Origin of the sequence: Pseudoalteromonas sp. S1610, assembly GCF_005887465.1 — a bacterium.
GTDB classification, from domain to species: domain Bacteria; phylum Pseudomonadota; class Gammaproteobacteria; order Enterobacterales; family Alteromonadaceae; genus Pseudoalteromonas; species Pseudoalteromonas undina.
Window position 1 is genome coordinate 143,116 of record NZ_PNDI01000002.1, and the last position, 14,353, is coordinate 157,468.

Annotated in this window: 8 protein-coding genes; 6 read left to right on the top strand and 2 right to left on the bottom strand. The window is 40.0% G+C overall.

The features are described 5' to 3' along the window. Positions 1-182 precede the first annotated feature (182 nt). On the top strand, positions 183-2,891 hold the full coding sequence (gene topA / locus CWB77_RS01765; RefSeq protein ID WP_138621045.1) for a type I DNA topoisomerase: 2,709 nt from the start codon (positions 183-185) through the stop codon (positions 2,889-2,891). 162 nt (positions 2,892-3,053) lie between these two features. Here the strand turns inward: topA and CWB77_RS01770 are convergent, their stop codons facing one another. Further along, the gene (locus CWB77_RS01770; RefSeq protein ID WP_010389786.1) at positions 3,054-3,296 is read right to left on the bottom strand and encodes a hypothetical protein; all 243 of its coding nucleotides are present in this window, start codon (positions 3,294-3,296) and stop codon (positions 3,054-3,056) included. A 243-nt stretch (positions 3,297-3,539) separates the two neighbouring features. Between CWB77_RS01770 and CWB77_RS01775 the strand changes: the two genes are divergently transcribed. Beyond that, the gene (locus CWB77_RS01775; protein ID WP_138621047.1) at positions 3,540-4,094 is read left to right on the top strand and encodes a TIGR00645 family protein; all 555 of its coding nucleotides are present in this window, start codon (positions 3,540-3,542) and stop codon (positions 4,092-4,094) included. Between the two features lie 60 nt (positions 4,095-4,154). Here the strand turns inward: CWB77_RS01775 and CWB77_RS01780 are convergent, their stop codons facing one another. Continuing rightward, positions 4,155-5,795: an alpha-glucosidase family protein gene (locus tag CWB77_RS01780; protein ID WP_138621049.1), complete on the bottom strand. Its 1,641-nt coding sequence runs from the start codon at positions 5,793-5,795 to the stop codon at positions 4,155-4,157. A gap of 659 nt (positions 5,796-6,454) precedes the next feature. Between CWB77_RS01780 and CWB77_RS01785 the strand changes: the two genes are divergently transcribed. The 4 genes from CWB77_RS01785 (at position 6,455) to CWB77_RS01800 (ending at position 14,336) form a co-directional block, all read left to right on the top strand. Next, positions 6,455-9,250, top strand: coding sequence for a TonB-dependent receptor (locus tag CWB77_RS01785; protein ID WP_138621051.1), 2,796 nt, complete (start codon positions 6,455-6,457; stop codon positions 9,248-9,250). Between the two features lie 114 nt (positions 9,251-9,364). After that, complete coding sequence (locus CWB77_RS01790) at positions 9,365-10,858, top strand: tryptophan halogenase family protein (protein WP_138621053.1); 1,494 nt, start codon at positions 9,365-9,367, stop codon at positions 10,856-10,858. Between the two features lie 138 nt (positions 10,859-10,996). Beyond that, a complete protein-coding gene (locus CWB77_RS01795) occupies positions 10,997-12,856 on the top strand; it encodes an alpha-amylase family protein (protein ID WP_138621055.1) in 1,860 nt (619 codons plus the stop codon). Next, the gene (locus tag CWB77_RS01800) at positions 12,846-14,336 is read left to right on the top strand and encodes an MFS transporter (protein ID WP_138621057.1); all 1,491 of its coding nucleotides are present in this window, start codon (positions 12,846-12,848) and stop codon (positions 14,334-14,336) included. The genes CWB77_RS01795 and CWB77_RS01800 overlap by 11 nt, the downstream gene beginning before the upstream one ends. Positions 14,337-14,353: the final 17 nt, after the last annotated feature.

The following is a 14,353-nucleotide window of genomic DNA, read 5'->3' on the forward strand; positions in this document are numbered from 1 at the left end:
AATTATTCAAAAAACGCTGGTTTGTTTAAATTAACAACAGAAATTGTTTGTTTATTCAGTAAATACTGAAAAGTTTGTATTAAAAGCTTGTAAGAACTAGTGTTTGTAGATATACCTATAAATATTCGCGCCGCATGAGTCGGCTAAACACATTTAAAAAACTAGGTTAGAAATAGGCAACTATGGGCAAATCGCTAGTAATTGTAGAGTCACCTGCTAAGGCTAAAACAATTAATAAATACTTAGGTAATGATTTTATCGTTAAGTCCAGTATTGGGCACGTACGAGATTTACCTACATCAGGATCAGGCAAAAACAAAGTACCAGCAAGCAAAACACCTGCTGAGGTTCGTAAAATGCCACCTGATGAGAAAGCAGCGTATAAACAGCAACGTGACTATTCTAACTTAGTCGCGCGTATGGGCATCGATCCCGAAAAAGGGTGGGAGCCACATTACGAAGTATTGCCGGGTAAAGAAAAGGTTGTTCAAGAATTACAAAAGCTTGCCCAAAATGCTGATCAAATCTATCTCGCAACGGATTTGGATAGAGAAGGGGAAGCAATTGCTTGGCATCTTCAAGAAATCATTGGTGGCGAACCTGAAAAGTATAAGCGCGTTGTGTTTAACGAAATCACTAAAAATGCAATACAACAAGCGTTTGAAACTCCGGGTGAATTGAACACCGATATGGTTTTTGCACAGCAGACTCGTCGTTTCCTAGACCGCGTTGTTGGTTTTATGGTCTCGCCTTTATTGTGGGCTAAAGTTGCACGAGGTTTATCTGCAGGGCGAGTTCAATCTGTTGCAGTGCGTTTATTGGTAGAACGCGAACGTGAAATTAAAGCGTTTATCCCTGAAGAATTTTGGGATATTCATGCAGATGTTAAAAATAGCGAGTCTGACTTACGTTTAGAAGTCACTAAACAAGCAGATAAGCCATTTAAGCCTGTAAATGAAGCACAAGCTACAGCAGCAGTTAAAAGCCTCGAGAATGCCGAATATAAAGTTGTAAGCGTTGAAGAAAAACCAAGTAAGAGTCGCCCAAGTGCGCCATTTATTACTTCAACCATGCAACAAGCCGCCAGTACTCGACTCGGTTATGGCGTTAAAAAAACCATGATGCTTGCGCAGCGCCTATATGAAGGTGGTTACATTACCTATATGCGTACCGATTCAACTAATCTATCAAAAGATGCGGTTGAGATGTGTCGTGAGTATGTAACCAATGAGTTTGGCGCAAAATATTTACCTGCTGATCCAATTAACTATAGCTCAAAAGGCAATGCACAAGAGGCGCACGAAGCGATTCGTCCTTCTAGCGTATCGGTACTTTCAGGGCATGTTGAAGGTGTTGATGCCGATGCTAAAAAGCTTTATGAGCTTATCTGGCGTCAGTTCGTGGCTTGTCAAATGGTGCCTGCTGAATACGACTTAACCACATTAACCGTTGCCGCCAATGATTTCACATTAAAGGCAAAAGGCCGTGTGCTTCGCTTTGATGGTTGGACAAAAGTACAGCCAGCAGTGCGTAAAAAGAACGAAGAAGATCAATCACTTCCTGCTGTTAAGCAAGGTGAAGTTCTCACCTTAGTTGAGCTTGATCCTAAGCAGCATTTTACCAAGCCGCCAGCACGTTTTAGTGAAGCGAGCTTAGTTAAAGAACTTGAAAAGCGTGGCATTGGCCGTCCTTCTACTTACGCGTCTATTATTTCGACTATTCAAGATCGTGGCTATGTTCGAGTAGAAAATCGTCGCTTTTTCGCTGAAAAAATGGGTGAAATTGTTACCGATCGCCTAGTTGAAAACTTTACTGATTTAATGAACTTCGATTTTACCGCTAAAATGGAAGGTCGTTTAGATGATATCGCTGAAGGCGAGCGTGTTTGGACGCAAGTTCTCGATAAGTTTTATTCTGATTTCTCAACCCAGTTAAACATTGCTAAAGGCGAACCAGATGAAGGCGGCATGCGTCTTAATCAAATGGTAGAAACCGATATTGACTGTCCAACCTGTGGCAGAAAAATGGGCATTCGTACTGCTTCAACGGGCGTATTCTTAGGCTGTACAGGTTATAACCTGCCACCTAAAGAGCGCTGTACTACTACTATGAATTTAGTGTCGGGTGATGAAGCGGTTGCATCTGATGTTGAAGACGTTGAAACAGAAACATTAATGCAAATGAAGCGCTGTCCAATTTGTGAAACAGCGATGGATTCATACCTTATCGACGAAACCCGTAAATTGCATGTGTGTGGTAATAACCCAGCATGTCAGGGGCATGTTGTTGAAGAGGGTACCTTTAAAATTAAAGGCTACGACGGCCCTATTATCGAGTGTGATAAATGTGGCGCTGATATGGAGCTAAAATCAGGTCGATTTGGTAAGTATTTTGGTTGTAACAACGATGAATGTAAAAACACACGCAAGTTGTTAAAAAATGGCGAAGCTGCGCCACCAAAAGAAGATCCAGTTCATATTCCTGAATTAGAATGTGAAAAGTCTGAAGCCTACTTTGTATTACGTGATGGCGCGGCTGGTATTTTCTTAGCAGCAAATACGTTCCCTAAATCACGAGAAACACGTGCACCTAAAGTAGAAGAGTTACAACGCTTTAGAGATCGTATTTCGCCTAAGTTTTACTACTTAGCTGATGCACCAGCCAAAGATCCTGATGGCAACCTTGCTGTTGTGCGTTACAGTCGTAAAAACAAAGTTCAATATGTAATGACTGAAGTTGATGGTAAAGCAACTGGTTGGACGGCTCATTACGAGGGTGGTAAATGGGTAGAAGAGGCTAAGAAAAAAGCTGCGCCTAAAAAGAAAGCTGCAGCTAAAAAAGCGCCAGCTAAAAGTAAAGCTAAAGCCAAACCAAATAAAGATGATGAATAATTAATTATTCATCGCTTTAATAATAAAAACCGGAACGCACAGCCTGTGACAGTTCCGGTTTTTTTGCATTATCAAACCTATCACAATGGCATTTTTAACCTGATTTTTTATTTTACAGAGTTAAAATGTAACCAATTTAGGTTTGAACCGCTCAATTATTCATTAAATCTTAACAGCAGTGACTTTGTTATAGCCTTCAGATGTTAGTTCATCATTCACACACTTTAAAACATAGTTATAAATTGCTTCATCGCTTACGTCGTCTTCTTTAGCCCAGCTAATACACATTTCTGTGAACTCTTGAATCGTTTCGGCTGAAGCGTCTGTAGTATCGCTTGCAACTGCATTTGCAGCTGATAAAGCGAAAAACGGTGCAACGATTAACGCGAGTAATGCTTTATTCATTTTTTTATTCCTAAAAATGGAGTAACAATCGAATTATGCATTCAAATAATGCCTACATAAAACAAGTGTAACCAAGGCAGAACATCTCTGTTGGTAAACTGATTTTTAATCACAATTCACACAAAGGAAAACGAAAAATTTTTATCGTCAGGATAAGCATATTGCGTACCTACTTTTAGGCTGAAGTGATTGTGTTAGCGTTTAATTTAAGCTAATGTCGCGTTTTAATTTTTAGGTGCCCCTATGTCAGAGCCACACACAAATAATACAAATAAAAAAATACACCCTGTTCATAAAGTTGAACACGGTCTTGAGTCGTTGATATTTAAAGGACGCTGGTTACTCGCCCCATTTTTTGTCGGCTTATTATTTGCTGTGGTTTTACTACTTATAAAGTTTTTTAAACAACTATATATGATGGGGATAGCGACGTTTACTGCTAGTAATCAAGAGCTGTTGGTTGGTATTTTAACTTTAGTTGATACTGCATTGTTAGCAGGTCTGCTGTTGATTATTATTTTTAGCGGTTACGAAAACTTTGTCTCTAAGCTTAATATCGAAAATCATGAAGACCGCCCTGTATGGATGGGTAAGGTCGGGTTTTCTGGTTTAAAAATGAAGCTGATCAGTGCAATAGTGGCCATTTCAGCCGTTGAGCTGCTTAAGGTATTTATAAGTTCTACGTCTCATTCTAATAATGAATTACTCTGGAAAGTACTGATACACGTTACGTTTGTGGTATCAGGTGTACTATTTGCTTTTACTGATTATTTAAATAGTAAAACAATTAACCACTAAAAATTTGTTATAAAAAACCCGAGCAATGCTCGGGTTTTTTATTTGTAATAATTTTAAATATTAACTGCAGTTGGCGTAATAACTACCAAATGGCTCAACGGTCAGTGTTTTATTATTAAGCTGCGCGTTGTAATGAGAAAGCGCGCTATGCTCTTTTTCAACAACAATATCAATAGCAAGCTCTGCTTTTGCCCCGCTTAAATTGAATACACACAACATCTTTTCTTCGTTTAACGTGCGGTAAAAAGCCAAAATTGGCTCGGCGGTTTGTATAAACTCAATATCACCTTCAAGTAATACTGGCTGGTTTTTACGCCAGGCCATAAACTCACGGTACGCATTTAATATTGAGTTTGCATCATTCTCTTGTTCAGCAACTGCTTGGAGCTTGTGTTGTTGATCAACAGGTAACCACGGTTTTACCTCGCTAAATCCTGCATTGTGTGCATTGCTTTGTGAGTTATTACGGTTTTCCCAAGGCATTGGGGTACGACATCCATCGCGACCTTTAAAGTTTGGCCAAAAAGTTATGCCGTATGGGTCTTGTAAATCTTCAAAAGCAACACTGGCTTCACCGAGTCCGAGTTCTTCACCTTGATACATACACACGCTGCCACGTAGTGAAGCGAGTAGGGCGGTCAACATTTTACATTGCGATGGGTTTACCTCTCCCGTTTCACTCCAACGGCTAGCAACACGTTCTACGTCATGGTTACTAAATGCCCAGCAAGGCCAGCCTTCAGTCATGCGTTGCTCAAGTGTAGTAACGGTATTTCTTATATACTCGCTTGAGTAATCATCCGTTAACAGCTCAAAGCTATAACCCATATGCAGTTTATCGCCGCCTTGGGTGTATTCTGCCATTGTGGCTAATGAATCTTCAGATGAAATTTCACCCAGTGATACGGTACCAGGGTACTTGTTGAGTAAAGTACGAATATCACGCATAAACTCTATGTTTTCAGGCTGGGTATTATTGTAGTAATGGTACTGAAATGCATACGGATTATCTTCGCTAAAGCCACGGCCTTGACGCTTTTCTTTTGGTTTTGCTGGGTTATCACGAAGCAAAGCGTCATGGTAACAAAAGTTAATTGCGTCTAACCTAAAGCCATCCACGCCCTTTTTAAGCCAAAACTCAACATTATCTAGTACGGCTTGGCGAACATCGGGGTTATGAAAGTTAAGATCAGGCTGTTCAGTAAAAAAGTTATGTAAGTAATATTGTCCACGACGTGGCTCCCATTGCCATGCACCGCCACCAAAAATAGACAACCAATTATTAGGTGCTGTGCCGTCTTCTTTAGCATCGGCCCATACATACCAATCAGCTTTATCGTTGGTTAAGTCTTCACGGCTATCAATAAACCATTGATGTTGATCTGAGGTGTGGCTTAGCACTTGGTCAATAATAATTTTAATATCGCGTTGATGCGCTTGCGCAATTAACTCATCAAAATCTGCTAAATTACCAAAAAGCGGGTCAATATCACGATAGTCGCTAATATCATAACCAAAATCTTTCATCGGCGATTTAAAGAAAGGTGAGATCCAAATAGCATCCACCCCTAAGCTTTTAATGTAATCAATACGATTTATTATCCCTTTTAAATCACCAATGCCATCGTTGTTGCTATCTTGAAAGCTACGCGGATAAACCTGATAAATAACCGCACCTTTATACCATTGCTTTTGGGCCATGCTTTTCTCCGTTTTCACACTGTCTTTGTGTTGTTCTTTTTTTAGAGGTAATAATCCCCGTTTATTTGAAAAAGCATACTTGAAGCCTGTCATACTGTAAAAATCCTGCATACGTATGCACCGATTTTAAGGTATTAAAACAGGATGAACTAATCGTTCAGGCAATCGATTTGAGTCGTGGATTATTCTTATTATATTTTACCAATTCTAATATGGAGTTGTTAATTTATTGTTTGCGCTGTTTAGGTGCACAAAAACAAAGGTCTGCACTGAGTTGGTGTTTTTAGTTATTGGTCTTACCAATTTAATTTGTGTAGATAATGTGTTTAGTAATTAATTAAAAAATAAAATTTTCTTGCTTCTCTTTATCAGCGTTTTATGAAAGGTTTATTTCATAAAAAAATAAATAGTGGTTATCACTTAACTCATAAAATACTCTTGCACCAAAATAACCTATTTTAAAACAGTTGGTTACATGTTGATTTGTAAATTTAATGTTAAATTTGTGCGTGCGGTGCTATTTTGAATACGTATGCAATAAGTTGTTAATAAAATAATACGAGCGTTAATATTCATCCTGACAACAAAATAAGCTCGCATGTTTAACTATCACTTAAGCAAGTAAGCGGGTATCACATTATGGGTAACGGGAAAACATTATGGCTATGTTCAAACCAAGTATACTAACGCTAGCATTAACTGCTGCCGGATTATCAAGCTTTGCCACCACTGCGGCACAAGAAGAAACAATAAAAAATGATGATGTAGAAATCATCGAAGTGAAAGGTTTTCGCGGTAGTGTTGTTGAATCAATAAATACTAAGCGTTTTTCAACACAGGTGGTTGAGTCAATTTCTGCTGAAGACATTGGTAAACTTCCTGATTCATCTATTGCAGAGTCAATCGCACGTTTACCAGGTTTAACAGCGCAACGTCTTGATGGCCGTGCTAGTCGTGTAAGTGTTCGTGGTTTTAGCGAAAACGAAAGCGCAACAACATTTAATGGCCGTGAGCAGGTATCTATTGGTGACAACCGTGGTGTTGAGTTTGACCTTTACCCATCAGAAATAATGAGCGGTGTTACTGTTTATAAAACGCCAAGTGCTAGCATTGAAGCTGAAGGCATTGCCGGTGTTATCGACATGCAAACGGTAAAGCCTTTAAATAAAGGTGAACAAGTGATCATGTTTAATGGTCAGTATGAGCAAACTAGCTTTGATAAATTAAACCCAGATGGCGATGACAAAGGGTTTCGTGGCACAGTTTCATACATAGACCAGTTTGCAGATGACACTATAGGTGTAGCATTTGCTTACAACACAATGAGTTCTCCAAACCAAGAAAAACGCTGGAATTCTTGGGGTTATCCAGAGTTCACAGGTAATGATGGACAAAACTATTCAATTTTAGGCGGCGCTAAACCTTTCGTACGTTCATCAACACTTGAACGTGATTCAGCGATGCTAGTTGTAGAAGCTGCACCAAATGACCGTTTAAACATGACGTTTGATGCATTATATGTAGATTTCAACGACGAAAAAATCTTACGTGGAATTGAAGTACCTTTCGCCTGGGGTCAAGGTAGCATCGACCCAAATAGTGTTACTGTAGATGAGCAGTCTGGCTTTATTACCAGTGCAGTAACGCAAGGTCAGCGTGTTGTTGTACGAAATGACTATGAAGAGCGGAAAGCAGAACTATCACAATTTGGTTTTAACGCTAAATACGATATTAACGATGATTGGTCAGTTGAATTTGATGCCAGCCACTCAGAAGTTGACCGTACGATTTGGAGTATTGAGAGTTACTCAGGTACTGGGCGTGGCGATTCAAATGGTGTTGCCGATAACATAGGGTATGCATTTGATGGTGGAAATACTGGCGCACAATTCACTCATGAGCTTGATTACAGCGACTACGACTTAATTCAATTAGGCGGTCCTTTATCTTGGGGAAGCAGTGCTGCGCTTAATAATAAGTACGGTTTAAATGATACGGCTTATCAAAATACCGCACAAGATGGCTTTATTAATGCCCCAGAAATTAGCGATGAGCTTTCAACGCTTAAGTTAGCGGCCAGTAAAGTACTTGAAAACGAATACTTTAGCCGTATTAACTTTGGTTTATCTTACCGCGACCGTGAGAAAGTAAAACAGTCTGAAGGCTACTTCATGACTTTAAAAGATTTTTCTTTAGATAATCCAGGTATGGTATCAGTGCCAGAGCAATACCGTTTAGGCTCAGCAAGTTTAGACTTTATTGGCATGGGTGACATGATTGCTTATGACACCAATGGCCTGGTAAATGATGGTTATTACGATCTATTACAAGAAAGCTTAACGGATCAAAAACACTTAACGCGTTCGTGGACGGTACAAGAAGAAGTTACCGCTGCATTTATTCAAGCAGACATTAACGCTGAGATTGGTGGCATACCGGTAACAGGTAATGTAGGTATACGTTATGTACGCACTGAGCAGTCATCACAAGGCTTCGAAGCATCAAATATTAATGGCTTAGTGGTTGCATCACCTACTGATATTAGCCACGACTATTCAAATGTATTACCAAGCTTAAACTTATCTTTTGCAATCGACCAAGAGCAAACAATTCGTTTTGGCGCGGCTAAAACAATTTCTCGTGCTCGCCTTGATGAAATGCATGCATCGATTGAGACAAGCTATAACAGCGAAAAGCCTGACGAAAATGGTAACTACTGGTCTATTTCTGGTGGTAATGCAGAGCTTGAACCAAAAGAAGCAACAGGCTTTGATTTAACATACGAAAACTACTTTGATGCAGAAGGTTACTTTTCAGCAGCGTTATTTTATAAAGACATTGACCAATGGATTTTTGATGAGCGTTATGATGTTGATGTAACAGGTAAAGAAGACCCAGCAACAGGCGAAGTTCCTCCTGCGGATAGAAATACAGCTACCCGCTCAAGTAAAGTGAATGGTGGCGATGGTAATTTATGGGGCTATGAGCTTTCATTATCATTCCCTTTCAGTGTATTACATGAGTCATTAGAAGGTTTTGGTTTAATTGCGAGCCACACCAGCGTTGAGCAAGACTTGCAAGATCAAAACGGAAACGATTACGAACTACCAGGTTTGTCAGATAAAATTGATAGCTTAACTGTGTACTTCGAACGCAATGGTTTCCAAGCACGTACCAGCATGCGTAAACGTAGTGACTTTAAAGGTGATATCTACGGTTCAGGTTTTGCAACACAACAAGTTGATATACTTGGCGAGACTATTTGGGATGCGCAAGTAGGCTATGACTTTGCTGATTCTGGTATTGCTGGTTTTGAGAACTTATCAATGACGTTCCAAATTCAAAACATTACCGAAGAAGCGTTTACATCATTGCAAGGCGATAATGCGCTGCAAGTGCGTGATTACCAAGACTATGGCCGTACTTACTTACTCGGTGTAAGCTACAAGCTATAATAAGTTTTGTATTAAGAAGCCCTTGTAATTAGTTTTACAAGGGTTTTTTTATAGCTACTTTACCTAAGTTTTATCAAACTTTTTAAATTCTGATTTAAAAAAGTGAGCAATAATATGAAGCCAATAAAACATGTCGTCATTGCCGGCGGTGGAACAGCTGGTTGGATAACCGCAGCACTACTTAATAAAGTGTTAGGTAAAGTAATTAATATTACCCTTATTGAATCAAGTAGCATTGGTACAATAGGTGTGGGAGAGGCCACTATTCCTCCTATTATTGGGCTTAATAATGCGCTCGGTATTAATGAGCAAGATTTTATAAATGCCACTAATGCATCTATCAAACTGGGTATAGAGTTCGAAAATTGGAAAACACCAGGGCATAGCTACATGCATGCATTTGGCTCGTTTGGTAAAGATTTTCCCTTTTGTAACTTTTATAATTTTTGGGTAAAAGGGCACATTAATGGCAGCGAGGACTCTTTATGGGATTTTTCTCTTAACTATCAAGCCGCTAAACAGCACAAATTTACGCTACTAAATACTATTCCTAATACTCAATTACCAGGGCTTAGTTATGCGTTTCACTTTGACGCCACTTTGTATGCTGAATATTTAAAAAATCTTGCATTATCACGCGGCGTTAAACACATTGATGCAAAAATAGAGCGCGTTAATCAATGCCCTGAGACAGGTAATATCTCCAACTTAACACTTGACGATAATAGCCAAATCCAAGGGGATTTATTTATAGATTGCACTGGCCAGCGCGCACTTTTAATTGAACAAACCCTTAATACGGGGTTTGTTGATTGGTCGCATTATTTACCTTGCGATAGGGCTGTTGCAGTGCAATCAACAGGCAGCAACGAATTAAAGCCCTATACGCGCTCCATAGCACATGACGCAGGCTGGCAGTGGCAAATTCCGCTACAAAACCGAACAGGTAATGGCTTAGTGTATTGCAGCCGCTATTTATCGGATGAGTCAGCAACCGCACTTTTATTAAATAACTTACCGGGTGAGCCAACAACAAGCCCGCGTTTAATTAAATTTAAAACAGGTCGACGTTTAAAGCAGTGGCATAAAAATGTAGTCGCAGTAGGGCTCTCTAGTGGATTTTTAGAGCCCTTAGAGTCTACTAGTATTCACTTAATACAAAGTGCGGTCACACGTTTAATCAAGTTGTTTCCTCATAATGGGGTTAGTGATGCGTTAGTAACTGAATTTAATAAGCAAAGCACCAGTGAAATCGAGCATATTCGTGACTTCATTATTTTGCACTATAAATTAACTGAGCGAGAAGACACCCCATTTTGGCGTCAATGTAAGCAAATGGAAACTCCTCAATCGTTAGCGCATAAAATGGATTTATTTAAACAAACGGGCAAAGTAGTGCGCGAAAACGACGAGTTATTTGCAGAAGTAGCTTGGCAGCAAGTATTTATAGGTCAAGGCCTAATACCTGATGACTATAACAGTATTGTTGATTCATTAAGCAATGAACAACTAACTGATTTATTCGCAACGTTAAAAACTCTAATAAATTCAACGGTAGATAAATTACCTACTCATAAAGAGTTTTTAGCTAAGTTAAAAACAAACTAAGTAGCGTGACATGGTGTTTTGGTTGCGGGTTAATTGTCACTGAATATGGCTGTGAATACGTATGCAGCAACTGTAACCAAGCCTTACTTAGCTTTAGTATAAACCTATAACAACACTGAAATAAAAATGACACACACAATGAAAAAAAGATTTTACACGCCGTTGCTTATATGCAGCGCATTGCTGGTGCACGGTTGCAGTGATGACAAAGAGACAAAAACAGATTTGTTAGTTAAGCAAACAGACCCAGTTAAGCCAGTGGTATATCAAGTATTTGCTCGTTTATTTGGTAACACCCAAACCGCTAATGTGCCATGGGGAACCAAAGAGCAAAATGGCGTTGGTAAGTTTGCTGATTTTAACGACGAGGCATTAAAAGGCATTAAAGAGCTAGGTACCACGCATGTGTGGTACACCGGCGTTTTGCATCATGCCTTGGTGGGTGATTACACTGAGTACGGTATAAAACAAGACGATCCTGATGTGGTAAAAGGGCGTGCAGGTTCGCCTTACGCAATAAAAGATTATTACGATGTAAACCCTGATTTGGCAATTAATGTTACTAATAGACTCGAAGAGTTCAGCGCGCTAATTGAGCGTACTCATGAGCATGACATGAAAGTAATTATTGATATTGTTCCTAATCATGTGGCTCGAGATTATCACTCAATCGCAAAGCCTAACGGCGTGAAAGACTTTGGTGAGGACGATGATACTAGCAAGGCGTATGCTAAAAATAATAATTTTTACTATGTACCGGGTGAATCATTTAAAGTACCAACAAGCGACAGCTACCAAGTATTAGGTGGCAACAAACACCCTTTAGCCGATGGTCAATTTAGTGAAATCCCAGCAAAATGGACTGGCAATGGTGCACGTGCTCCAAAGCCTGATATAAACGACTGGTACGAAACGGTAAAAGTTAACTACGGTGTTAAACCCGATGGCAGCCTAGACTTTCCAACTTTACCTAAATCGCTTGAAAACCAAGATTACCGTGCACATTATGAATTTTGGCAAGATAAAGAACTGCCAAATAGTTGGTATAAATTTAGAAATATTGCCCTTTATTGGTTAGATAAAGGGGTTGATGGCTTTCGCTATGATATGGCTGAAATGGTACCCGTTGAATTTTGGAGCTTTTTAAATTCATCAATAAAAACACATAAACCCGATGCGTTTTTACTCGCCGAAGTATATAACCCATTGATGTACCGCACCTATATTCACCAAGGTAAAATGGACTACTTGTATGACAAGGTCGGTTTTTACGACACCCTAAAAGGGATTATGCAAGGTAAGCAACCCGCTAACACGGTATTTAAAGCACAAGCTGAAGTGGCAGATATTGAACAGCACATGCTGCACTTTTTAGAAAACCATGACGAACAACGTATCGCAAGTCCTGACTTTGCTGGCGACGCTGCATGGGGTAAACCGGCTATGGTGGTTTCTAACTTAATTAGTCGTTCGCCAACCTTGCTTTATTTTGGCCAAGACGTAGGTGAAGATGGATCAGAAAACGCAGGCTTTGGTTCGCCTACACGCACCAGTATTTTTGATTACATTGGCGTACCAGCGCACCAAGCATGGATGAATAATGGCAAGTTTGATGGCGTAAATTTAACTCCTGAGCAAGCACAGTTACGTCAATACTATATCGCAATTATGGAACTTAATGGCTTACCTGCTGTTGTTGCCGGTGATATGGCACCCTTGATGGTAACAGGCAGTAATAGAGTGGTGGGTTTTGTACGCACCTTAGGCCAGCAATCATTATGGGTGCTGAGCAACTTTAGCCAGCAATCACAAACAGTCACTATTACGCTCACGCCGAATCAAGCAACTATGCTCAAACCAAACTCCACGCTATACGACCTACTAGAGTCGCATAGCAGTATTTTGGTGAGCGATGAGAAACAAAATACAACCTTTACGCTGACCCTTGATGCACTCAGCAGTGCCGTTTTAACAAATAAGGCTGATCATGAATTATAACAACAAACCAACCTTAAGCTTTTGGCAAATATGGAATATGTGCTTTGGCTTTTTAGGCATTCAATTTGGCTTTGCACTGCAAAACGGTAACGTAAGCCGTATATTTCAAACACTTGGCGCTAATGTCGACGATATTCCTATTTTATGGGTTGCAGCGCCGCTCACGGGCTTAATTGTGCAACCAATTATTGGTTATTGGAGTGATAAAACTTGGGGCAAATTAGGCCGCCGTCGTCCTTTCTTTTTATACGGCGCTATATTAACCACGTTATCGCTTTTTATTATGCCAAATTCTCCCACGCTTTGGATTGCTGCGGGTATGCTGTGGATTATGGATGCCTCAATTAACGTTACCATGGAACCGTTTCGTGCATTAGTAGGCGACAACTTGCCAAACAAGCAGCGCGCCACAGGCTATGCCATGCAAAGCTTTTTTATTGGTGTGGGAGCGGTGGTTGCATCAGCACTCCCTTGGATGATGACCAACTGGTTTGATATTGCTAATACTGCACCGATTGGTCAAATTCCTGATTCTGTAAAGTATTCGTTTTACTTTGGTGGGGTTATTTTATTTATTGCAGTTGGCTGGACTATTGTCACCACAAAAGAGTACTCACCCGAGCAGCTTGCACAATTTAATCAACAAGAATCACAAACAGCACAAACCAATATTACTAATAGCGTTAATTTTACCAAAGGCGGCGTTATTTTTAGCGGCTTAGGTTTGCTTGTTTTAGCCACAGTATTAGGGCTGGACCTGGAAAAAGAACTTTACTTGCTGGCTGCTGGGTTAGTTAGTTTTGGTGTTATTCAATTTATTGCAGCGGCATTAAAAGCTAAACAGCACACTAGCGGCGGTTTTTATAATGTAGTGAATGATGTATTCACTATGCCTGAGGCGATGAAGCAATTGGCATGGGTACAATTTTTTAGTTGGTTTGCGTTATTTGCTATGTGGATTTATAGCACCTCAGCGGTTACTAGCTTTCATTACGGGAGTACAGATACCAGCTCGTTAGCGTACAACAACGGTGCAGATTGGGTGGGTATATTATTCGCCGCTTACAATGGCTTTGCCGCGATTGCTGCTTTATGTATCCCGATCATCGTTAAACGCGTGGGATTAAAAGTAGCACATGCACTTAACCTTATTTTAGGTGCGCTAGGCCTAGCAAGCTTTATGTTTATAAAAGATCCCAGCTTACTTATTTGGCCAATGATAGGCGTAGGTTTTGCGTGGGCGTCTATCTTATCTCTGCCTTATGCAATGTTAAGCACCTCGGTACCGAGCCATAAAATGGGCGTTTACATGGGTATTTTCAACTTTTTCATTGTGATCCCCCAATTATTAGCCGCTAGCGTACTGGGGTTAATATTACGCCACTTTTTTGAAAACCAACCTATTTACGCATTAATACTGGGCGCTGTGTCGTTTGTACTTGCAGCGGTTGCGGTATTGCGTGTTAAGCACACTCAATAAAGTAACGAGTAAACTGA

Excerpts from the sequence above, each read along its gene's own strand:
- topA (WP_138621045.1), top strand. The coding sequence starts at position 183 with ATGGGCAAATCGCTAGTAATTGTAGAGTCACCTGCTAAGGCTAAAACA.
- CWB77_RS01770 (WP_010389786.1), bottom strand. The coding sequence starts at position 3,296 with ATGAATAAAGCATTACTCGCGTTAATCGTTGCACCGTTTTTCGCTTTA.
- CWB77_RS01775 (WP_138621047.1), top strand. The coding sequence starts at position 3,540 with ATGTCAGAGCCACACACAAATAATACAAATAAAAAAATACACCCTGTT.
- CWB77_RS01780 (WP_138621049.1), bottom strand. The coding sequence starts at position 5,795 with ATGGCCCAAAAGCAATGGTATAAAGGTGCGGTTATTTATCAGGTTTAT.
- CWB77_RS01785 (WP_138621051.1), top strand. The coding sequence starts at position 6,455 with ATGGCTATGTTCAAACCAAGTATACTAACGCTAGCATTAACTGCTGCC.
- CWB77_RS01790 (WP_138621053.1), top strand. The coding sequence starts at position 9,365 with ATGAAGCCAATAAAACATGTCGTCATTGCCGGCGGTGGAACAGCTGGT.
- CWB77_RS01795 (WP_138621055.1), top strand. The coding sequence starts at position 10,997 with ATGAAAAAAAGATTTTACACGCCGTTGCTTATATGCAGCGCATTGCTG.
- CWB77_RS01800 (WP_138621057.1), top strand. The coding sequence starts at position 12,846 with ATGAATTATAACAACAAACCAACCTTAAGCTTTTGGCAAATATGGAAT.